Annotated in this window: 25 protein-coding genes; 8 read left to right on the forward strand and 17 right to left on the reverse strand. The window is 62.1% G+C overall.

Going from position 1 to position 19,364, the window contains the following annotated elements:
* Positions 1–62: 62 nt before the first annotated feature.
* Positions 63–1,967 carry a molecular chaperone DnaK gene (gene dnaK / locus HY30_RS11360; protein WP_034740286.1) on the reverse strand — a complete coding sequence of 635 codons (1,905 nt, stop codon included), beginning with the start codon at positions 1,965–1,967 and terminating at the stop codon, positions 63–65.
* Between the two features lie 346 nt (positions 1,968–2,313).
* Between dnaK and HY30_RS11365 the strand changes: the two genes are divergently transcribed.
* The 3 genes from HY30_RS11365 (at position 2,314) to HY30_RS11375 (ending at position 5,171) form a co-directional block, all read left to right on the forward strand.
* A complete protein-coding gene (locus tag HY30_RS11365) occupies positions 2,314–3,405 on the forward strand; it encodes an aldo/keto reductase (RefSeq protein WP_034740289.1) in 1,092 nt (363 codons plus the stop codon).
* A 4-nt stretch (positions 3,406–3,409) separates the two neighbouring features.
* A complete protein-coding gene (locus tag HY30_RS11370) occupies positions 3,410–4,234 on the forward strand; it encodes a protein phosphatase 2C domain-containing protein (protein ID WP_034740290.1) in 825 nt (274 codons plus the stop codon).
* Between the two features lie 94 nt (positions 4,235–4,328).
* Positions 4,329–5,171, forward strand: a complete 843-nt coding sequence (locus tag HY30_RS11375) for an NHL repeat-containing protein (protein WP_034740293.1) — start codon at positions 4,329–4,331, stop codon at positions 5,169–5,171.
* A gap of 6 nt (positions 5,172–5,177) precedes the next feature.
* On the opposite strand, the gene HY30_RS11380 is transcribed toward HY30_RS11375, so the two are convergent.
* From HY30_RS11380 to HY30_RS11400, 5 genes are all read right to left on the reverse strand, one after another.
* Positions 5,178–5,810 carry a nucleotide exchange factor GrpE gene (locus HY30_RS11380; RefSeq protein WP_034740295.1) on the reverse strand — a complete coding sequence of 211 codons (633 nt, stop codon included), beginning with the start codon at positions 5,808–5,810 and terminating at the stop codon, positions 5,178–5,180.
* A complete protein-coding gene (gene hrcA, locus HY30_RS11385; RefSeq protein WP_241765704.1) occupies positions 5,810–6,868 on the reverse strand; it encodes a heat-inducible transcriptional repressor HrcA in 1,059 nt (352 codons plus the stop codon). The genes HY30_RS11380 and hrcA overlap by 1 nt, the downstream gene beginning before the upstream one ends.
* 72 nt (positions 6,869–6,940) lie before the next feature.
* Positions 6,941–7,654 (reverse strand): SdpI family protein, encoded by a 714-nt coding sequence (locus HY30_RS11390; protein WP_034740297.1) that lies wholly within the window; start codon positions 7,652–7,654, stop codon positions 6,941–6,943.
* The gene (locus HY30_RS11395; protein WP_241765705.1) at positions 7,651–7,935 is read right to left on the reverse strand and encodes an autorepressor SdpR family transcription factor; all 285 of its coding nucleotides are present in this window, start codon (positions 7,933–7,935) and stop codon (positions 7,651–7,653) included. The genes HY30_RS11390 and HY30_RS11395 overlap by 4 nt, the downstream gene beginning before the upstream one ends.
* A gap of 91 nt (positions 7,936–8,026) precedes the next feature.
* Positions 8,027–9,697 carry a formate--tetrahydrofolate ligase gene (locus HY30_RS11400; protein WP_034740300.1) on the reverse strand — a complete coding sequence of 557 codons (1,671 nt, stop codon included), beginning with the start codon at positions 9,695–9,697 and terminating at the stop codon, positions 8,027–8,029.
* 91 nt (positions 9,698–9,788) lie between these two features.
* Between HY30_RS11400 and rph the strand changes: the two genes are divergently transcribed.
* The gene (gene rph, locus HY30_RS11405) at positions 9,789–10,514 is read left to right on the forward strand and encodes a ribonuclease PH (protein ID WP_034740302.1); all 726 of its coding nucleotides are present in this window, start codon (positions 9,789–9,791) and stop codon (positions 10,512–10,514) included.
* On the opposite strand, the gene HY30_RS11410 is transcribed toward rph, so the two are convergent.
* From HY30_RS11410 to HY30_RS11435, 6 genes are all read right to left on the reverse strand, one after another.
* Entirely contained in the window at positions 10,511–10,954 is a 444-nt protein-coding gene (locus tag HY30_RS11410) for a group III truncated hemoglobin (protein ID WP_034740304.1), read from the reverse strand. The genes rph and HY30_RS11410 overlap by 4 nt on opposite strands.
* 66 nt (positions 10,955–11,020) lie before the next feature.
* Positions 11,021–11,809 (reverse strand): DODA-type extradiol aromatic ring-opening family dioxygenase, encoded by a 789-nt coding sequence (locus HY30_RS11415; protein WP_034740307.1) that lies wholly within the window; start codon positions 11,807–11,809, stop codon positions 11,021–11,023.
* Positions 11,810–11,912: 103 nt separating this feature from the next.
* Entirely contained in the window at positions 11,913–12,338 is a 426-nt protein-coding gene (locus tag HY30_RS11420; RefSeq protein WP_034740309.1) for a DUF2267 domain-containing protein, read from the reverse strand.
* Positions 12,339–12,408: 70 nt separating this feature from the next.
* Positions 12,409–12,900: a CreA family protein gene (locus HY30_RS11425; RefSeq protein WP_034740312.1), complete on the reverse strand. Its 492-nt coding sequence runs from the start codon at positions 12,898–12,900 to the stop codon at positions 12,409–12,411.
* Positions 12,901–12,949: 49 nt separating this feature from the next.
* The gene (locus tag HY30_RS11430) at positions 12,950–13,189 is read right to left on the reverse strand and encodes a helix-turn-helix domain-containing protein (RefSeq protein ID WP_034740314.1); all 240 of its coding nucleotides are present in this window, start codon (positions 13,187–13,189) and stop codon (positions 12,950–12,952) included.
* 11 nt (positions 13,190–13,200) lie between these two features.
* On the reverse strand, positions 13,201–13,722 hold the full coding sequence (locus tag HY30_RS11435) for a DUF2975 domain-containing protein (protein ID WP_241765706.1): 522 nt from the start codon (positions 13,720–13,722) through the stop codon (positions 13,201–13,203).
* Between the two features lie 198 nt (positions 13,723–13,920).
* On the opposite strand from HY30_RS11435, the gene rdgB reads away from it, so the two are divergent.
* Both rdgB and hemW read left to right on the forward strand, forming a co-directional pair.
* Positions 13,921–14,463, forward strand: coding sequence for an RdgB/HAM1 family non-canonical purine NTP pyrophosphatase (rdgB, locus tag HY30_RS11440; protein ID WP_241765707.1), 543 nt, complete (start codon positions 13,921–13,923; stop codon positions 14,461–14,463).
* Entirely contained in the window at positions 14,463–15,635 is a 1,173-nt protein-coding gene (hemW, locus tag HY30_RS11445) for a radical SAM family heme chaperone HemW (RefSeq protein ID WP_034740318.1), read from the forward strand. The genes rdgB and hemW overlap by 1 nt, the downstream gene beginning before the upstream one ends.
* Here hemW and HY30_RS11450 read toward each other — a convergent pair whose 3' ends face one another.
* Positions 15,636–16,535, reverse strand: a complete 900-nt coding sequence (locus HY30_RS11450; RefSeq protein WP_081812200.1) for a tyrosine recombinase XerC — start codon at positions 16,533–16,535, stop codon at positions 15,636–15,638.
* A 248-nt stretch (positions 16,536–16,783) separates the two neighbouring features.
* On the opposite strand from HY30_RS11450, the gene HY30_RS11455 reads away from it, so the two are divergent.
* Positions 16,784–17,371 (forward strand): hypothetical protein, encoded by a 588-nt coding sequence (locus HY30_RS11455; protein WP_034740322.1) that lies wholly within the window; start codon positions 16,784–16,786, stop codon positions 17,369–17,371.
* 137 nt (positions 17,372–17,508) lie between these two features.
* Here the strand turns inward: HY30_RS11455 and HY30_RS11460 are convergent, their stop codons facing one another.
* From HY30_RS11460 to HY30_RS19740, 4 genes are all read right to left on the reverse strand, one after another.
* Entirely contained in the window at positions 17,509–17,973 is a 465-nt protein-coding gene (locus HY30_RS11460) for a YcgN family cysteine cluster protein (RefSeq protein ID WP_241765708.1), read from the reverse strand.
* Positions 17,952–18,233, reverse strand: a complete 282-nt coding sequence (locus HY30_RS11465; RefSeq protein ID WP_034740323.1) for a GNAT family N-acetyltransferase — start codon at positions 18,231–18,233, stop codon at positions 17,952–17,954. Before HY30_RS11465 ends, HY30_RS11460 begins: the two co-directional genes overlap by 22 nt.
* A complete protein-coding gene (locus tag HY30_RS11470) occupies positions 18,230–18,517 on the reverse strand; it encodes a GNAT family N-acetyltransferase (RefSeq protein WP_034740325.1) in 288 nt (95 codons plus the stop codon). Before HY30_RS11470 ends, HY30_RS11465 begins: the two co-directional genes overlap by 4 nt.
* A gap of 116 nt (positions 18,518–18,633) precedes the next feature.
* The gene (locus HY30_RS19740) at positions 18,634–18,807 is read right to left on the reverse strand and encodes a CsbD family protein (RefSeq protein WP_081812201.1); all 174 of its coding nucleotides are present in this window, start codon (positions 18,805–18,807) and stop codon (positions 18,634–18,636) included.
* 131 nt (positions 18,808–18,938) lie between these two features.
* Here HY30_RS19740 and HY30_RS11475 point away from each other — a divergent pair, with 131 nt between their 5' ends.
* Positions 18,939–19,331, forward strand: coding sequence for a hypothetical protein (locus tag HY30_RS11475; protein WP_034740327.1), 393 nt, complete (start codon positions 18,939–18,941; stop codon positions 19,329–19,331).
* The last annotated feature ends 33 nt before the right edge of the window (positions 19,332–19,364 follow it).

Raw genomic sequence — 19,364 nt, forward strand, 5'->3', positions numbered from 1 at the left:
CCACATAAAAAACCCGCCGGATCGCTCCGGCGGGTTTCGTCATTCTGGGAGGAATGTCTGGTTTAGCTGTTCTTGCCGTCAACTTCTTCGAAGTCGGCATCGACCACGTCGTCGCTATCGCCAGCCGAGTCAGCAGCCGCATCGGCGTGAGCTTCGCTTTCCTGCTGGTTGGCATAGATCGCTTCGCCGAGCTTCATGGCTGCCGTCATCAGGGCCTGATGCTTGGCCTGGATATCGCCGACATTGTCGCCTTCACGGGCGGTTTTCAGCTCTTCGACAGCTTTCTCGATCTCGGCTTTGACGTCAGCCGAGACCTTGTCCGCATGCTCGGCCACCTGCTTTTCAGTCTGGTGGATCAGGGCTTCGGAATTGTTCTTGGCTTCGACCAGTTCGCGGCGGGCCTTGTCAGCGCCGGCATTGGCTTCGGCGTCGGCCATCATTTTCTTGATGTCCTCGTCCGTCAGGCCGCCATCCGCCTGGATGGTGATCTGCTGTTCCTTGCCGGTGGCCTTGTCCTTGGCGGACACGGACACGATGCCGTTGGCGTCGATGTCGAACGTCACCTCGATCTGCGGCAGGCCGCGCGGGGCAGGCGGGATGCCTTCGAGGTTGAACTGGCCGAGCTGCTTGTTGTCAGCGGCCATTTCGCGTTCACCCTGGGCAACCTTGATGGTCACGGCCGACTGGTTGTCGTCAGCGGTCGAGAAGACCTGGCTTTTCTTGGTCGGGATCGTCGTGTTGCGGTCGATAAGACGGGTGAACACGCCGCCCAGCGTTTCGATGCCGAGCGAAAGCGGGGTCACGTCGAGCAGGACCACGTCTTTCACGTCGCCTTGCAGCACGCCGCCCTGGATCGCCGCGCCGAGCGCCACGACTTCATCCGGGTTCACGCCCTTGTGCGGCTCGCGGTTGAAGAACTTCTTCACCGCTTCCTGCACGGCCGGCATACGCGTCATGCCGCCAACGAGAACGACTTCGTCAATGTCGGCTGCAGTCTTGCCAGCGTCTTTCAGGGCTTTCTGGCACGGGTCGATCGTGCGCTTGACGAGGTCTTCGACAAGGCTTTCGAGCTTGGCGCGTGTCAGCTTGATGTTGAGGTGTTTCGGGCCTGTGGCATCGGCCGTGATGAAGGGAAGGTTCACTTCGTACTGGCTGGCAGACGAAAGTTCCTTCTTGGCCTTCTCGGCTTCTTCCTTGAGACGCTGAAGGGCCAGCTTGTCGGCCTTGAGGTCGATGCCCTGCTCTTTCTTGAACTCGGTGGCGAGGAAGTCGACGATGCGAAGGTCGAAGTCTTCACCGCCAAGGAACGTGTCGCCATTGGTCGACAGCACTTCAAACACGCCATCACCGATTTCGAGGATCGAGACGTCGAACGTACCACCACCAAGGTCGTAGACGGCGATGGTCTTGTTGTCGCCCTTGTCGAGGCCGTAGGCCAGCGCAGCAGCGGTTGGCTCGTTGATGATGCGCAGCACTTCGAGGCCGGCAATCTTGCCTGCGTCTTTCGTGGCCTGGCGCTGGGCGTCGTTGAAGTAGGCAGGCACCGTGATCACGGCCTGCGTGACAGGCGTGCCGAGATAGTCCTCAGCCGTTTCCTTCATCTTGGTGAGAATGAAGGCAGAGATTTCTTGCGGGGAATAGTCCTGGTCGCGGCCTTTGACCCACGCGTCACCTGCCTTGCCCTCGACGATGCCGAAGGGGGACATGGCCTTGTCCTTCTGGGCGGTCGGGTCGTTATAGGTGCGGCCGATCAGGCGCTTGATGGCGTAATAGGTGAAGTCGGGGTTGGTGACGGCCTGGCGTTTGGCGGGCTGGCCGATCAGGCGCTCGCCGCTTTCCGTAAAGGCGACAACGGAGGGCGTGGTACGCGCGCCTTCAGCGTTTTCGATGACTTTCGCGGTGCCACCTTCCATGACGGCGACGCAGGAGTTCGTGGTCCCAAGGTCAATACCGATAATCTTGCTCATAGTTCAGGTCTCTCTTCAGTTAGCCGCCACGGGCCGTGTTTGGGTTCGGTCTGCTCAGCAGCCCCGGAAGCCAGTGGCTCTCAAGGGTTCATATGAGGTGGCGAGCGCGGAGTTTAAAGCCGTTCGCCTGTTCAGGTGCGATATGGTGAGCAACGATCCACGCTCAAGGGGTAATGCGGCGCTTTTACACGCGGTTTAACCTGTATCAACACCCCCGGGCAGGCGCCGTGGGCGGGGATTACCGATTTGACACGCGCGGGTAGGAAACTCTGAGGGCCTATATGGTTGTCTGAATGGTCCGGGGAACCCATCTCCTGCATGTAAAATCAGCAGGAAAGACGCCGCCATGATCTATTCGAAACTCGGACGTACGGGACTTGTCGTCTCGCGCATTTGCCTCGGCACAATGACATTCGGCGGCGAAGGCGGCATCTGGAAGTTCATTGGCAAGCAGCAGCAGGACGAGGCCGACGCGCTGGTGCGCACGGCGTTTGATGCCGGTGTGAATTTCTTCGATACGGCGAATGTCTATTCCGCCGGCGTCTCCGAACGCATGCTCGGCCAGGCGATCCGCAACAATAACCTGCCGCGCGACGAGATTGTCGTCGCCACGAAAGTGTTCGGCCGGGTGTCCATGGTGGTGCCGGAAGACGCCTCGGAGGCTGAAAAGGCCGAGGCCGAGCGCCGCGAAAACAAGGCGCGCAATATTTCCGGCCTGTCGCGCAAGCATATCATGGACAGCGTGGATGCGAGCCTTGAGCGGCTCGGGCTCGACTATATCGATCTCTATCAGGTCCACGGCACCGATCCGCTGACACCCATCGAAGAGACGGTCGAAGCGCTGGACCTGCTCGTGCGCCACAACAAGGTGCGCTATGTCGGCCTCTGCAACATGCCAGCCTGGCTGATCATGAAGGCGATTGCCTATGCCCGCGAGAAGGGGCTGCACCGGTTCGAGAGCTGCCAGATGTATTATTCCATCGCCGGGCGCGACCTGGAGCGCGAAGTCGTGCCGCTGGCGAAGGATCAGGATCTCGCCATTCTGCCGTGGAGCCCGCTGGCCGGTGGTTTTCTCTCCGGCAAGTTCAGCCGCGATGGCGGCGGTCCGAACGATGCCCGCCGCACGGTGTTCGACTTCCCGCCCGTCGACAAGGACAAGGGCTTTGACATTATCGACGTGATGCGCCCCATGGCGGAGTCGCGCGGCGTCAGCGTGGCGCAGGTCTCGCTCGCATGGCTCTTGCACCAGAAACACGTTACCAGTGTCATCATCGGCGCACGCACGGCCGAGCAGCTGACAGACAATCTTGCGAGTATCGATGTGAAATTTACGGCAGAAGAACTGGCGAAGCTCGACGAGATATCGGCCCTGACACCGGAATATCCGGGCTGGATGGTCGACCGGCAGGGCAATGACCGCCGCAGCCAGGTTTCTTAGCGGTATGCAGCTTACAATCCTCGACACCGTCAACGACCCCGGCACGTCGGGCAAGACCGGTGACGACCGGGTCGGGTTCGATGCATCGGCTGGCACCGCCTGGGTATTGGACGGGGCCACCGATGTGACGGATCTCCGGCCGTTCAACCGGGCCGAAAGCGGCGCCGCCTGGGTCGCGCAAGCCCTGAGTGACCGGCTGATCATCGCGCCGCACGACGGCGAGACGGTTGAGGCCTATTTCGAACATGTCCTGTCGGATGTGCGCCAACGCGCCGTGAAGGAAACGCGCCTGCCGCTCGACAGCCTGCCGGGCGAGGCACTGCCCATCGCTTCCGGCATGTGGATGCGCCTTGAGGGCGACACAGCCACGTTCGCCTGGCTGGGTGACTGCATGGGCTTCCATCAGCGGGGCGCTGTGGTCACCGTGATCGGCTCGCCGGACAAGGCAGATGACGAGACGGATGTGGCGCGAACGCTGCTGGCGGGCACGCCTGAGGCGAAGATGGCCCATTTGCAGGCGGCCCGGCGCCAATCGAATGAACAGGCCACGGGCTTCGGCCTTGATCCGCGCGCGGCGGCGAACCTGCAGACGCAGGTGATGACGCTGCAGGCGGGCGACCGGATTTGCCTGATGAGTGATGGCCTCTACCGGCTTGTCTCGCCTTACGCCACGCATACGCCGGACACATTCATGGCGCTTGTCGCAGAGGATGGGCTCGGCGCGGCGATCACGACCCTTCGGGCATTCGAGAGCACGCCGGACCGCGACATGCCCCGCCTGAAGGCGCGCGATGATTCCAGCGGTGTCTATGTTGAGATCAAGGCGTAAGACCCGACGGGGCTGGTCTCCAGCGCATGACACCGGCATAGTGAGCTGACTGTCCGCAAGATGGCAGGCCATAAAACCCCGGGGGACATTCCACATGATGCGCTATCTGACATTGCCCGCTTTCGCGCTTCTCGCTGCTTGCGCCACGCCGACCGCCGAAGTCGCCGCCGTGCCGACGCTGGAAAAACTCTGGGTCGCCGAGAATTTCGCGGCGCCCGAGAGCGTCGCGCTCGCGCCGGATGGCAATTATCTCGTGTCGAATGTCGGCATGGGTGAAGGCGGCGCCAAGGATGGTGACGGGTTCATTTCGAAAATCTCGCCCGATGGTCAATTGATCGAGCGCTACTGGGGCGCAAAGCTCAACGGGCCCAAAGGGATCGTGATCGCGGATGGCAAGCTGTACGTCTCTGACATTGACGCGGTGATGGTGTTCGACGTGGACAAGGGCGGGCTTGGCGAAAAGATACGGGTCGAAGGCGCCGCTTTCCTGAACGACATCACGTCATGGCAGGGCGACATCTATGTTTCCGATTCCGGTACGGCCCGCATCTATCGCATTAGCGATGGCGCCGCCTCGCTCTGGCTGGAAGATGAGCGCCTGGCCGGCGTCAATGGCGTGCTGGGCGATGGCGACCGGATGCTTGTATCGACCATGAAAACGGGGTCGCTGCTAAGCGTGACGCCTGAAGGCGCAATCACCGAGATCGCCAGTGGCATGATCAATGGCGACGGCATCGGCATCGTGCCGGGCGGCGGCTATCTCGTCTCATCATGGAGCGGACAGATCCACTATGTCGGTGAGGACGGTGCCGTCTCCAAGCTGCTCGACACGAGCGAAGAAGGCATCCAGCAGAGCGACCTCACCGAATTCGGTGACGTGGTCATCGTCCCGAACTGGACGCCGGGTACGGTGACTGCGTGGAAAGTGGTGCGCTAGTAGGGCCTAGTTAGCCCCGCCGGCGCTGACGGCCACCATCGCAGCCCGCAGAGTGCGCTCACCGATTTTCCAGCCGGGCTGGAAGACCGACGCGATCGTGCCGGACGGCTGGTCTGACGGGATTTGCGCCACGGCCTGGTGCAGGTTCGGGTCGAACACGGCGCCGGGGGCGGCGTCGATGGGCTTCACGCCATGGCGGCCGAGCGCGGTCTCCAGTTCCTTGGCGGTCATCTCGATGCCGCTGAGCAGGTTATTGCCGGCATCGGAAAGGTTCGCGCGGTCTTCATCGGGCAGGGCGGCAAGGGCACGCGCGAGATTGTCCGACACGCTGAGCAGGTCACCGGCGAAACGCTCGATGGCATAGACGCGGGCTTCAGAAATCTGGCGCTCGGCGCGCTTGCGCGTATTGTCGAGGTCGGCGAGCGTGCGCAGCAGCTGTTCGCGCAGCTCGTCCTTCTCGATTTTCAGGCGCATGGCTTCCTGTTCCGGGGACATTTCGGAATCGGCTTCGGCTTCCATTGTCTCGGCGGCCTGCGCGCGCGCATTTTTCAGCATCGCATCGGCGGCCGCCTTGAGGTCAGCCTTTGATGCGTTTGGATCGATGTCGGCGGTCTCGCCGTTCTTGGTCTCGTCGCTCATCACTTCCCATCCTTCGTGCGCCGGGCGGCGAGGATTTCGCCGATCACCTTCGCGGTATAATCCACCATCGGTATCACGCGGGCATAATTCAGCCTTGTGGGGCCGATGACGCCCAGCGCGCCGATGACATGTTTTGCGCCTCCCATATAGGGGGCAACGATGACACTTGAACCCGAAAGCGGAAAAAGCTGGTTCTCTGCGCCAATAAACAGGCGAACCCCGTCGGCCTCGCGTGTCGTATCGAGGATATCGAGCAGGGACTGCTGCCGTTCAAGCTCGTTGAACAGCTGGCGCACACGGTCGAGGTCCCCTGCAGCCTTGGCATCCTCCAGCAGGTTGGCGCGTCCGCGTATGATCAGCGACCGGCCACGGCCCGGCGAGTCCCCGCTCCATTGGGCGAGGCCTTCCTCCACGAGCGATGACGCAGCCGCATCGAGCGCGGCGCGGTGCGAGCGGATTTCCGCGCGCACATCCACGGCCGCCTCGGCCAGTGTGCGGCCCTTGAGGCGCGTCGAGAGATAGTTTCCGGCCTCGATCAGCGTCGTCGCGGGCAGGCCTTCGGGCACGCGCACGAGCCGGTTTTCAACATCGCCATCCTCGGTCACCAGCACGCAGAGCGCATCGCGGCCCGCCAGCGGCACGAATTCAACATGGCGCACAGGCGTATCGCGGGTGGGGGAGGCGACGAGGCCCGCCCCGCCGGTGAGGCCGGAAAGAATGCCCGAGGCCTCGCCCAGAACGGCTTCAAGGTCGCTGCCTGCGCTGCGCAGTCGGTCCTCGATCTCGCGCTTGTCGGCGCCGGAGGGTTCGCCGATCTCGAGAAAGCCATCGACGAAGAGGCGCAGGCCCCTGTGGGTGGGCGCGCGCCCGGCGGAAATATGAGGCGCATCGAGCAGGCCAAGGTCCGTCAGGTCGGCCATGACATTGCGGATCGAGGCCGGGGAAAGGGCAATGCCGCCCTTGGAAAGCGTGCGTGAGCCGACCGGTTCGCCGGTCGACAGGTAGCCCTCGACAATCTCCTTGAAGATGTCGCGCGAGCGCTGGTCAAGGCGCTGCATAAGGGATTGGCTTTCCGGGGTCAGGACCATGTCTATTGATTAGGGGGCCGGGGCCCCGTGTACAATAGGGGGTTAGACAGTGAGGCTCGTGCCTTCGTCATGATCATCCGCCCCGCGCCACGCGAAATAGGAATAGACCACGCTGATGATCGCCGCCGCGAAGACAAGCGCCGACAGTTGCAGCGCGAGCCAGATGCCGTTCATGACGAAGGCGCCGATGAAGCCGAGCCCACCCGCAATCATGAACAGGCGCCCGGCCAGCCGATGCGTCTTTTCCCACGCCATATCCGACGACAGGGTCCAGGGCGTGCGCACGCCGAACATGAAGCTCGGGCGCGTCTTGGGCAGGTAATTGCCCATGGCGACGAACAGGAGCGCGCAGCCGGCAATGATCCCGCGTACAATACCCGGCCCGGCTGGCGTGCCATTGATGGCGTTGATCAAAACCATGCAGGCGCCAATATGTGCTAGCGTCAGCACGATCATCACGCCAATCCAGACCGCAATATAGGCCTTGCTGCCGACATCTATGTTTGCACCGCGCGGGTCCAGCGAGGGCGCAACAGCCAGAATTGCCGAAACAATGGCGGCGATGACAGGCACAAACGAGAACACCAGCATGACTTCCAGCCGCGTGCCGTAGCGGTTCGGCGTGCCATCCAGACTGAAGTGAACCGGGATGGGCCCTTCTGCTGGCAGCGCACTCAGCGTCCAGACCGTCGACGCCACCATGACGGCGATCATGAGCGCAGACCAGATCAGTCCGGTGCGGATGTAGGGTTTCATTCTGCGGCCTCCTTCAGGTCGTCGTCGCCATTGTCACTGCCGATCAGGCCCAGCAGGGCGGTCGCGGCATCTTCCAGCACGCTCGTGTTCACGCGGTAGAGGATCTGGTTTCCCTGACGCTCGGCGGTGATCAGGTCGGCATCCTTCAGCACGGCCAGATGGCGGCTCATGGTGGGCCAACTGGAGTCGAACTCGGCGGCAAGATCCCCCGCCAGACGCGGGCCCTTGCGCAGCAGGGCAAGGATCTGCCGGCGGGCAGGATGTGCAAGGGCTTTGAACACGCTGTTTTGCATGAATACTAATTAGCTTTTTTGCTAATATGAGTCAATAGCCGTGCAAAACGCTCATCCTGAGCGCCTTTGAGGCAGTGTGCTAGAAAAGCCCCTCGATCAGCCCCTGATCGTTCAGGTGAATGTTCTCGGCGGCCGGGTGGCGGGGCAGGCCGGGCATGGTCATGATGTCCCCGCAAATGGCGACAATGAAGCCAGCGCCTGCCGAAAGCCGCACCTCGCGGAGGCGCACCGTGTGGCCTTCCGGCGCGCCGACGCGTGCAGGGTCGGTCGAGAAACTATACTGCGTCTTGGCGATGCAGACCGGCAGGTGGCCGAAACCATCTGCTTCCCAGCGGGCGAGCTGGTCGCGCACCGCGCGGGGCGCTTCGACATGGTCGGCCCGGTAAATGCGCTTGGCTACGGTCTCGATCTTGTCGAACAGGGGCATGTCATCCGGATAGAGCGTGCGGAACTCAGCCGGTTTTGTCGCCAGCGTCTCTGTCACGATACGCGCGAGCGCTTCGGCGCCCCGGCCACCCTCTGCCCAGTGCGTGCAGAGCGCCACGGGCACGCCAACCTTGGCGCAATAGGCTTCCACGGCATCAATCTCGCCTTCGGTATCGCTGGTGAACCGGTTGATCGCCACCACGACTGGCAGGCCATATTGCTGCAGGTTCTCGATATGCCGCCCGAGATTGCTGAGCCCGTCATTCAAGGCTTCATAGCTAACACTGGCCAGCTCACTCTTGGCGAGTCCGCCATGCATTTTCAGCGCCTTCACCGTGGCGACCAGCACAGCGGCATCCGGTTTCAGGCCCGCCTGGCGGCACTTGATGTCGAAGAATTTCTCGGCGCCGAGGTCTGCGCCAAAGCCGGCCTCGGTCACGACATAGTCCGCCATTTTCAGCGCCGTCTGCGTCGCGATCACGGAATTGCAGCCATGGGCGATATTGGCGAACGGCCCGCCATGGATGAGGCAGGGATTGTTCTCCAGCGTCTGCACGAGGTTGGGCAGGATCGCATCCTTCAGCAGGGCCATCAGCGCGCCCGTCGCCTTGATGTCGGCGCAGGTGACGGCCGTGCGGTCGCGCCGATAGCCGACGATGATGCGGTCGAGGCGTTGCTCCAGGTCAGCGGCATCCGTCGCGAGGCAGAGGATTGCCATGATCTCGGAGGCGACGGTGATGTCGAAGCCGCTCTCCATGGTTGCGCCATTGGCCGGGCCGCCAAGGCCGGTGACCACACTGCGCAGGTTGCGGTCATTCATGTCCAGCACGCGGCGCCAGGTCACACGGCTGGCTTCAAGGCCGCTGGCGGCGCCCCAATGGATATGATTGTCCACCATGGCGGCCAGCAGGTTGTGCGCCGACGTGATGGCGTGGAAATCGCCCGTGAAGTGGAGGTTGATGTCCTCCATCGGCACGACCTGCGCATGGCCGCCGCCCGCCGCGCCGCCCTTCATGCCGAAACAGGGGCCAAGCGAGGGCTCGCGCAGGCAGAGGAGGGTGTTGGCGCCGATCCGGTTCATCGCATCGGCGAGGCCGACGCTGGTCGTCGTCTTGCCTTCGCCGGCCGGTGTCGGGTTGATCGCAGTCACGAGGATCAGCTTGCCGTCAGGCTTTGCGCCGAGGCCCGAGAGGTAATGCGCGGCGATCTTCGCCTTGTCATGGCCATACGGGATCAGGTCTTCTAGCGGGATGCCGAGCCGGGCGCCGATTTCGGTGACAGGCTGCTTTGTCGCCGCCCGGGCGATCTCGATATCACTGGCCATGTGGCCCCCTCTTGTCATCTCTGGTGCCGGTCCGGTGTAGACAGGCGCGGGAAAACCCGCAATCAGGCGGCACAGAAAAGAGGACCTCGCCATGACAGACCTTATCCGCCCTTCGGGCCGCGCCTTCGATCAGTTGCGCGAGATAACGCTCGAGACCAGTGTGACAAGGTATGCCGAGGGATCGTGCCTTGCGAAGTTCGGCAACACGCATGTCCTCTGCACCGCAAGCTGGGAAAAGGGTGTTCCGGGCTGGATGAAAGGCAAGGGGGCAGGCTGGGTAACGGCTGAATACGGCATGCTGCCGCGCGCCACGCACACACGTGGCCGCCGCGAAGCCGCTGCCGGCAAACAGTCCGGCCGCACGCAGGAAATCCAGCGCCTGATCGGCCGTTCGCTTCGTTCCGTCGTTGACCTCGCTGCCCTCGGCGAAAACCAGGTCACGATCGACTGTGACGTCCTGCAGGCCGATGGCGGCACGCGCACCGCTTCCATCACCGGCGGCTTCGTGGCGCTGGCGCTCGCCTGCCGCTACCTGAAGTCCGAAGGCGTCATCAAGATGGACCCGATCCTGAAACAGGCCGCCGCCATTTCCGTCGGCGTCTACCAGAACCATCCCGTGCTCGACGTCGACTATCCCGAAGACAGCCAGGGCGAAGCCGACATGAATGTCGTGATGAGCTCCGACGGCGGCTTCATCGAAGTGCAGGGTACAGGCGAGGAACGCCCGCTGACCCGCAAGGAGCTCGACGAGATGCTCCGCCTTGCCGAAATGGGCTGCAACAACCTGTTCGAAGCGCAGAAGGCGGCGCTCGCCTAGTTGCGTGGTTCCATGTTCGGCAGGCCAAACATGGCCAGCTGAAGGCTCTTGGCGATGCGCTCTGCCCGTTCCATGAAATAGGGGATTGCTTCGGGGCTGGGTGCCGTATCTTCCAGCGTTTCCCGAAACAGGCCAAGCCATGTCTGGAAGTGCGCGGCATCCACGCCGGTCAGCTTTGCATGTGCGGGCACCGGCTTGCCGGTATAGCGCCCGGCATTCATGGCAACCGAGGCCCAGAAGTCTTTCATCCGGGCGAGATGCGGTCCCCAATTGTCGCCGATCTCCTTCTCGAAGATCGGACCAAGATCCGCGTCAGCCCGCACGCGGGCATAGAAGGTCTCAACGAGGTCTGAAATATAGGCGTCATCGATACCCATTCGATCCGCATTGCGCTGGATTTCGCGGCGGCGTTCTTCGGCGGTACGCAAGATATGGTTCATGCTGTCTCTTCCATGGCGCGCCAGCCTATAGCCGGAGTGAACGACCACCGGAATAAGGGGGATGCCCTATATGTCCCCGAAGGCATAGGCATCCATCATCAGCGCGCCATAGGTCGAGCTGTGGTGGATGCGGCGCGCGGTTCCGCCACCGGCGCCCATGGCCACGAAGAGCGGCAGGATATGATCCATTGTCGGGTGGTTGTCGCTTCCATGCGGCGCCTGCTCCACGGCCTTTAACACGCTTTCTGTATCGCCCGCTTCAAGATGCGCATCCATCCAGTCGGCAAAGGCTGTCACCCAGGCTGGCGGCGGACTGTCGATCCGGAAACCACCAGAAAAGACGGCGCGCAGGTTATGCGTCAGGCTGCCTGATCCTATGATCAGCACGCCGCGCTCGCGCAAGGGCGCCAGCGCCTCGCCCAGCCTGAAGTGCCATTCGGGTGTCTCCGCCATGTTGATGGACAGCTGGATCACCGGGATATCTGCCTCAGGGTACATCAGCCGCAATGGCACCCATGCGCCATGGTCGAACCCGCGTGCGGGATCGCCGCCAGCCTCAAAGCCGGCAGCCCGCAGCAGGGAGGCTATCTCGGCTGCGCGTACCGGGTCGCCCGGCGCCGGATAGGTCATGCGGTAAAGTTCGTCCGGAAAGCCGCCGAAATCATGGATCGTCTCTGGCCGCGCACCGGAGGTCAGCGTCGGGCGTCTGGCATCGTAGTGAGCCGAAATCACCAGAATGGCGTGCGGGCGCTCATAGGCTTCGCCGAGGCCTGCGAGGAAATCCCGTGCGGGGCTGGGGTCCAGGCCGATGCTCGGGGCACCATGGGATATGAAAAGAGCGGGGAAGGGGGGCATGAAAAGGGCCTTCTCGATTAAGCCCTCAAGATGGGGAGACACCGGCTGGCCTCACAATCCCCGGTCCGTGAATAGCACTTATGCCATGTGAAAACAGGGGCCGTCAGGGCTGGCTCTCGGCCCAATAGGCGGCGCTGCCTTCGGGCATTTTCGTCAGCACATCGGCAAAGGCAGTGCGGTCGACATTCAGGTGCAGGGCGTTCGCGACGGCTGTGATGGCATCGTCGGGAGAGAGATTGTGCTGCGATCGCACCGACTGCACTTCACGGGTCAGGTCTGCCCGCGGGCCAAAGGGAAGAACCGGTTCCGGGCGCCAGTTCTCGACGAACAGGGCGCGCAGGCAGGGCGGCAGCACGCCTGCAAATTCGAGAACCTGTGCGGGGGTCAATCGCCGCCGGAAAACCTGCAGCACGGAATCAACCATTGTGTAAGTCTGGTGGCTTGTCTGCAGCATGGCGGCCTGCTGGGCATCCTTCAGGAAGGCGTAGAAATCTTCCGCAGAATGCTTGTACTCGCGCGGGACAGTCACTTTTACCTCCGCAGGCTGACAGCCCAAATCTGCGCTTGATCCGGTCAGGCTGCAATCCGCCAAAATGCCGCTAGTTGCTGGTCGGCTTTCCGCGTTCCCAGGTCACTTCGCGGCCATAGAGCGGCACGGTCGAGAGGCTCATCTTGGCCGAGCCATTGGTGATCTTCCGGCTGAACGACACATACATCAGGCTGTCGCTGTCGACATCATAGATGCGGCGCACGGCGAGCTGCTTGAAGATCAGGCTCTGGTTCTGGTCGAACACTTCCTCGCCCGACTTGTCGAGATCGATATTGCGCACCGTGACAGGCCCGGTCTGCAGGCAGGAGATCGAGGAATTGGACGGGTTCTCAAACCAGTTGCCCTTGCCGACCCGGTCCCAGAATCCGCGGTCGAAATAGGAGAGGTGGCAGATCACGCCATCCACCTTGGGGTCTGTCAGCGACTTGATCTTGATCTCGTTGCCGACCCAGTCATTCTTGAATTCGCCGACTTCATTGTCCTTGCCTCCACAGGCGGCAAGCAGGCAGAGGGCGGCGACGGCAATGGATGCAGTTTTCATGTGGCCTCTACGTGGCGAAGGGCCGCTTGTTCCGTCAAGGGATCGCCGCCTATTCAGCGGCCACCCGTTTTCGGTCTTCCTCGCCTTCCTCGTCGAACACCAGCAGGTCGCCCGGCTGGCAGTCGAGTTCACGGCACAGCGCTTCCAGCGTCGAGAAGCGCACGGCCTTGGCCTTGCCGGTTTTCAGGATGGACAGGTTGGCGAGCGTCACGCCGACCCGTTCCGACAGTTCGGTCAGGGACATGCGACGGTCCAGCAAAACGCGGTCGAGGGTTACACGAATAGACATCTTCTACCCTCCTATATGGTCATTTTTTCTTCGTCGCGAAGGCGGGTGCCTTCACGGAAGACCTGGGACAGGATGAAGAGGGCCGCAACCGAGGCCCAGGCGATAAGATCAAAGTTCAGGCCGACCTTCGTATGGTCGAAGCTGAAACGTATAACGAGCGCCACGGCAATGCGCAGCAATTGTGTGACAGCAATCGTGGCGGCCACACGGGTGAGGCGCACGGCGTTTTCAGGCACGAACGGGTCGCCCTCTGCCAGCGTCGCCAGGATGCGGCGCAGCTGGATGCAGACATAGATGATGGCGGGAATGACGACGAAGCCGCCGATCAGGCCCGCAATCAGGGCCGGAAGGCTGTCTGTGCCATCGGTAACGGATATGTTCAGCGCATCCAGCGATCCGCCATTCTGGTGGGCAATGATGGCCGCGCCCACGCTGGCGAGGAAGATCAGGCCGATAATCGCCGTCATCCACATCACGATCGTGACGAGGACCGTCATGATGGCAGCCATCGAGTTTCTTGCCTGTTTGCTCATCCCAGTCTCTTCACCGTCCTGCACTCATGGTCTATGGCTCAGTCATGCTTATCGCAAAACCGCACACCTTTACCGTTTAACGATATAGGTATTTGCAGGTAAAGCAAGAATGGAACCATTTCATATACAGGTGAAAAAATTATACCTCGTACCCTCACGCCCGGTCGTCTCATCGCTGCAACCCATAACAAGGGCAAGGTGGCAGAACTGAAAGACCTGTTCGAACCGCTTGGATTCACAGTGGTTTCTGCACTGGAACTGAATCTTGCGGAACCCGAGGAAACCGAATCCACCTTTGCCGGCAATGCTTTGCTCAAGGCCCGGGCAGCCATGCTTGCGACCGGTTCACCCGCCCTGTCTGACGATTCCGGGCTCGCCGTCACTGCGCTGGGCGGCGCGCCGGGTATTTATTCCGCACGCTGGGCGGGCGAACCGCGCGATTTTTACCGCGCCATGGAGAAGGTCGAGGAGGAGCTGAAAGAGATCGGCGCCACCGACCGTTCCGCCAAATTCGTCTGTGCCCTCGGCCTTGTCTGGCCGGATGGACATGAGGAAGTCTTTGAGGGCGAAGTGCATGGCCAGCTTGTCTGGCCGCCGCGCGGCGAGCGCGGTTTCGGCTATGATCCTGTTTTCATTGCCGATGGCGAGACGCTGACCTTTGGCGAGATGGACCCGGCCCGCAAGCATTACATGAGCCACCGCGCCGTTGCCGTGGCCAAGCTCAAGGCGGCATTACTGTAATGGCCGGCAATGTCGCCCCGTTCGGTCCACATTATGGATTCGGGCTCTACGTCCACTGGCCGTACTGTTCGAAGATATGCCCCTACTGCGACTTCAATGTGTACGCAGCCAAGTCCCGCGACAATGGCCCGCTCCTGCAGGCCATCAATGACGATATCCGCATCCACCGCCCGCGCATGCCCGAACACGGCGCGCTCGACACGGTCTATTTCGGCGGCGGCACGCCCTCACTGCTCACGCCCGCAGAGGTCGAGACACTCCTCGCCACGGCGGATGCCACGTTCGGCGTGAAGCTCGATGCCGAGATCACACTCGAAGCCAACCCCAACGACATCATGCGGGCCGACCTGCGCGGCCTCAAGGCCGCCGGCATCAACCGCCTCTCCATCGGGGTGCAGTCCCTGCGCGACAATGCGCTGGCCTTCCTCGGCCGCGACCATGATGCCGCCTCCGCCCTTGCCGCTGTCGACCGCGCGCTGAAGGTCTTCCGCAATGTCTCGGTCGATTTCATCTATGCCCGGCCCAGCCAGTCGCTCGATGAATGGGGTGAGGAGCTGTCGGATGCCCTTGCCCTCGGCGCGCCCCACCTCTCGCTTTACGAGCTCACCATCGAACAGCGCACCGCCTTCGGCAAATCGGTCGAGCGCGGCGAGCTGGTGCCCATGGACCCGGACGCGCAGGCAGACCTTTACGACCTGACGCAGACCATCACGACCAGCGCAGGCCTTGAGGCCTATGAAGTCTCCAACCACGCCTCCGCGCCCAAATACCGCTCGCGCCACAACATGATCTACTGGAATGGCGGCGACTGGATCGGCGTTGGCCCCGGCGCGCATGGCCGCGTCACGGTTGGCGGCAAGCGCTATGCCAGCGAGGCGCAGCGCCAGCCCAATACCTATATCGCCAATGTCCAGGCCCTCGGGTCCGGCTGGAGCGAGGCCGGCGCGCTGCCGTCGCTCGATATTGCCCGTGAACTGATGGCCATGGGCCTGCGCCCGGCCGGCGGCATCAATCTCGACCGCATCGAGATGCTGTCGAACACAAGCGTCCCGCGCGAGAAGATCGACGTCTTCGTCGAGCAGGGCTGGGCCCGTTTCGATGGCGCGATCCTGTCGCTCACGCCCTCCGGCTGGCTGCTGGCCGATGCCATCACGGCGCAACTCGCGCCCTGATTAAGCCCGTGGATGCGCCGCCGCGTGCACTTCGCGCAGCCGGCTCGCGTCCACGCCCGTATACACCTGCGTCGTCGAGAGGGACGCATGCCCCAGCAGCGTCTGGATCGCCCGCAGGTCCGCCCCGGCAGCCAGCAGGTGCGTCGCAAAGGCATGGCGCAGGGCATGTGGTGTCGCCGTATCCGGCAGGCCCAGCACGCCGCGCAGTTTCTGCACCAGGCCCTGTATCAGGCGCGGGTTCAGCGCGCCGCCCTTGGCGCCCCGGAAGAGGGGGCCCGCCTTGGTCAGCGCATAGGGGCACACCGCTGCATAGGCATCCATCGCCTCACGCACCGCCGGTATCAGCGGCACGATGCGCACCTTGCCGCCCTTGCCACTGATGCGCAGGCGCTCCGGCGCCGGAAGGTCCGCTCCCGTCAGCGCCAGCGCCTCGGATATCCGCAGGCCGCCGCCATAGAGCAGGCTCAGCACGGCGGCGTCGCGCGCGCCGATCCATGTGGCGGAGTCCGGGTCCGTCTCGGCCTCGAAGATCATGTCCCTGGCCGCCTCGATGGACACGGGGCGGGGCAGGCGGGCCTTGCGTTTCGGCCCCTGCAGATAGGCGATCTCGGCATTCTCGATATCGTGCGCCCGGCCGAGCCAGCGGTACAGCGCCTTGATCGACGACATCAGCCGCGCAATCGAGGCATCCGACAGGCCGTCGCGCCGCCGCTGCGCCAGGTGCGCCCGAATATCCCTCGCCTTCAGCCGGCCTAACGCCTTCGGCGTCGGCTCCTCGCCAAGATGCACGCGCAGGAAGTTGAAGAAGTCCGCAAGGTCGCTGCCATAGGCCTCAACCGTATTCCCCGCCAGCCGGCGCTCATGCTCCAGATGCGAAAGAAAGGCCGGTAAGGTGTCCATCGCCCCAGAGTGGCAGCGGCGCATTAAGGATGGGTTTCGCGGGCGGGTGGGTCTGCAAAAAGCCGACGATATCGTGAAGGAAGCGATTTGACCACTTCATCCTGCAAGCGGAGACAACAGGCATATAACGAGTACCTCACGGCCTTTGCCACGAGGCTGCCGATATACTGGCGACCGAAATGGGCCTATCGATAGGGGCTAGGCAAATTCAACCTGAATGACATACTTGCAATCGGAAAGGGGAAGCCGTGGGCACCGATTATTTTTTCTCAGCGGCATTTGTCCCCGTGCTTTTTCTAATCGCGGTTCTCATGCTCTTTCTGATATTCGCGAAGAGAGCGTGGCTAAACGAGAATGTGTTTGATTTGCGATGGGGTGCCGTACTTTCAGGAACGCTAGGCGCTCTTGCCGGTCTCTATGTCTATTCGGCGATTAGTTCCTACTTGATGGCGGTAGAACGCGTTTCAGAATACGAAAGTCTACGCGAACAAGGCGCATTGTCACTCGCCTTGGGGTGGTCAATCTATCTGTTCATTCTGTTCGCGCCCTTCTTGTTGGCCGGTATGGCGTTTTTGTTATTGCCGATCTTGGCCATCTTATCGCGGTTGCGGTTGGTTTCAGTTTTTGGTTTCTTTCTGATTGTCATGATTTTTGTCGGGCTCGTCGGGCTCCTCACATACATCTCACCCGGTAATAATTGGTGCGAGGCTAACATCGCTCTTTGTACGCAACAAAGCGCGACAGGAGCGTTCGCGTTCGCCTTGCCCGTCGCGCTGGGATTTATCGTCGGAGCAAGACTGCCTCTCATCTTTTCCGAAAGAGCTGCTGGTAAATAGGATCATCTTCGGGAGGATTAACGTCCGTTATGGGGGGGCGGACATTCGTCGCGGGTCATCAGGTGCCAGCATGGACCCATTTCCAGACGTCGGACCGGGTTTGATCGCTTGTCTAGTTGTGCGCCGAATTCAGCGGCTCACTCTTCCTCGTCCCACTCCACGATCCAGTCTTCCATGTCGTCTTCGAAGACCGTGTCTTCCGAGACCGTCTTTCCACGCACGGAATTGCCAGTCGTGTGCACGCGCTCGCGGTCCCCGCAGACCAGGTGGTGCCAGTCGGGTAAATCCTTGCCGTCCATGACCAGCCGGTAGGCGCAGGTCTTCGGCATCCAGTTGATTTCCTCGATGCCGGCCGGGGTCAGCTTCACGCAGTCTTCCACAATGGACTTGCGGTTCACATAGTTCGTGCACTGGCAGGTCGTGCCGTCCAGCAGCTTGCAGTGCAGTTTCGTATAGGCAATCTCGCCCGTGTCCTCGTCTTCCAGCTTCAGCAGGCAGCATTTGCCACAGCCGTCGCAGAGCGATTCCCATTCCTGCGGGTTCATCTCGTGCAGCGTCTTGGTTTTCCAGAACGGCGCGGTCATGCCTGCTGCGCGGACCATTCAGGCGTCTTCTCGATCAGGCCGGTGGCATACCAGCAGGAAGACGACACCTTGTCGCCCGCCGCAATCGCGTCTTCCATCGCCCGCGTCACAAGGCGCTTGCCGAGGCCGCGCCCGCCAATCTTGTCCGGCACGATCGTGTGCGTGATGTGAATGCGGCCCTTGGCCGGGCGCTCATAGGTCAGGTAGGCCTCGGTGCCGTCGACGACGAGACTGTAGCGGTGCGCATTGGTGTCGTGCTTGATTTCCGGTTCGCTCATGCCAGCACGTCCTGCCACTCCGGATGCTTGCCGATCTGCGCCTTGGCATAGGGGCAGAGCGGGATGATCTTGACGCCATTCTTGCGCGCGTCTTCCACGCCGCGCTTGACGAGGGCGATGCCGACGCCCTTGCCGGCCAGTTCCTTCGGCACTGCGGTATGGTCGATGATGATGCGGCTCGTGCCGGCCTTGGAAAAGGTCATCTCGGCTTCATGGCCATCGACCACGGCCACATAGCGCCCGCCGGTGGGGCCGTCTTCGAGTGTGATGGTAATGTCGGTCATGCAAACTCCGTTCAGCGAATGGAGCGAATATAGGGGTTCCGGCGTTCCATGTCGCAAGAAAAAGCCGCCCAATAAGGGCGGCCCTGGGAAGGTGTTTAAAAACCCGCCGTGCGGGCTTACTTTTTCTTGAAGGCGTCTTTCATGTCGCCAGCCGTCTTGCGGGCTTCGCCTTCAACCTTGTCGGCTTTGCCTTTCATTTCGAGCGACTTGTCGCCCGTGGCTTTGCCGGCTGCTTCCTTGACCGAACCTTCGGCTTTCTTGGCAGCGCCTTTGATGTGTTCCTTGTCCATTGTGGTGTCCTTTCTTGCGGCCGCTTCATTGCGGTCATTCAATCAACGCACGACTTGCAAAATCGTTGGATTAAATCTCGGAGAGCTGCAGTGTTCTGGCCAGATGCACGCAAATCAGCTAGGGTCCGCCCATGAGCAAAGACCTGAAAACATTCGGGCATTTCCAGCCCGGCGACGTCGTCTCCATCCCCTTTGGCGGCGTGCTCACACATTATGGCGTCGTCACGGCGCGCGGCACGGTCATCTCCAATTCGCGCAAGCATGACGGCGTCACCGAACAGTCGCTGGAAGACTTTGCGGCCGGTCGCCGCATCAGGCGTCATGGCCAGGCCGGCGGCGCCGACCCGCTCCATGTCGAGGCCCGCGCCCGCCGCGCGCTCGGCGCATCCTATCGCCTGGCCGGTTCCAATTGCGGCGACTTTGTCGGCCACGTTCACCGGCGCAAACCCACCATCACGCAGGTCGGCCGCGCATCGCTCATGGCCCTCGGCGACCTGATCGGGAATTCCCGCAAGTACCGCTGACCTGAGCGAAGGCGAAGGACGGGCGCGGGTGCG

Source organism: Hyphomonas chukchiensis (assembly GCF_000682695.1).
Taxonomy (GTDB): Bacteria; Pseudomonadota; Alphaproteobacteria; order Caulobacterales; family Hyphomonadaceae; genus Hyphomonas; species Hyphomonas chukchiensis.

Bases quoted from the DNA above. Each gene is read 5' to 3' on its own strand.
- dnaK (WP_034740286.1), bottom strand. From the start codon at position 1,967: ATGAGCAAGATTATCGGTATTGACCTTGGGACCACGAACTCCTGCGTC.
- HY30_RS11365 (WP_034740289.1), top strand. From the start codon at position 2,314: ATGATCTATTCGAAACTCGGACGTACGGGACTTGTCGTCTCGCGCATT.
- HY30_RS11370 (WP_034740290.1), top strand. From the start codon at position 3,410: ATGCAGCTTACAATCCTCGACACCGTCAACGACCCCGGCACGTCGGGC.
- HY30_RS11375 (WP_034740293.1), top strand. From the start codon at position 4,329: ATGATGCGCTATCTGACATTGCCCGCTTTCGCGCTTCTCGCTGCTTGC.
- HY30_RS11380 (WP_034740295.1), bottom strand. From the start codon at position 5,810: ATGAGCGACGAGACCAAGAACGGCGAGACCGCCGACATCGATCCAAAC.
- hrcA (WP_241765704.1), bottom strand. From the start codon at position 6,868: ATGCAGCGCCTTGACCAGCGCTCGCGCGACATCTTCAAGGAGATTGTC.
- HY30_RS11390 (WP_034740297.1), bottom strand. From the start codon at position 7,654: ATGAAACCCTACATCCGCACCGGACTGATCTGGTCTGCGCTCATGATC.
- HY30_RS11400 (WP_034740300.1), bottom strand. From the start codon at position 9,697: ATGGCCAGTGATATCGAGATCGCCCGGGCGGCGACAAAGCAGCCTGTC.
- rph (WP_034740302.1), top strand. From the start codon at position 9,789: ATGACAGACCTTATCCGCCCTTCGGGCCGCGCCTTCGATCAGTTGCGC.
- HY30_RS11410 (WP_034740304.1), bottom strand. From the start codon at position 10,954: ATGAACCATATCTTGCGTACCGCCGAAGAACGCCGCCGCGAAATCCAG.
- HY30_RS11415 (WP_034740307.1), bottom strand. From the start codon at position 11,809: ATGCCCCCCTTCCCCGCTCTTTTCATATCCCATGGTGCCCCGAGCATC.
- HY30_RS11425 (WP_034740312.1), bottom strand. From the start codon at position 12,900: ATGAAAACTGCATCCATTGCCGTCGCCGCCCTCTGCCTGCTTGCCGCC.
- HY30_RS11430 (WP_034740314.1), bottom strand. From the start codon at position 13,189: ATGTCTATTCGTGTAACCCTCGACCGCGTTTTGCTGGACCGTCGCATG.
- HY30_RS11435 (WP_241765706.1), bottom strand. From the start codon at position 13,722: ATGAGCAAACAGGCAAGAAACTCGATGGCTGCCATCATGACGGTCCTC.
- hemW (WP_034740318.1), top strand. From the start codon at position 14,463: ATGGCCGGCAATGTCGCCCCGTTCGGTCCACATTATGGATTCGGGCTC.
- HY30_RS11450 (WP_081812200.1), bottom strand. From the start codon at position 16,535: ATGGACACCTTACCGGCCTTTCTTTCGCATCTGGAGCATGAGCGCCGG.
- HY30_RS11460 (WP_241765708.1), bottom strand. From the start codon at position 17,973: ATGGTCCGCGCAGCAGGCATGACCGCGCCGTTCTGGAAAACCAAGACG.
- HY30_RS11465 (WP_034740323.1), bottom strand. From the start codon at position 18,233: ATGAGCGAACCGGAAATCAAGCACGACACCAATGCGCACCGCTACAGT.
- HY30_RS11470 (WP_034740325.1), bottom strand. From the start codon at position 18,517: ATGACCGACATTACCATCACACTCGAAGACGGCCCCACCGGCGGGCGC.
- HY30_RS19740 (WP_081812201.1), bottom strand. From the start codon at position 18,807: ATGGACAAGGAACACATCAAAGGCGCTGCCAAGAAAGCCGAAGGTTCG.
- HY30_RS11475 (WP_034740327.1), top strand. From the start codon at position 18,939: ATGAGCAAAGACCTGAAAACATTCGGGCATTTCCAGCCCGGCGACGTC.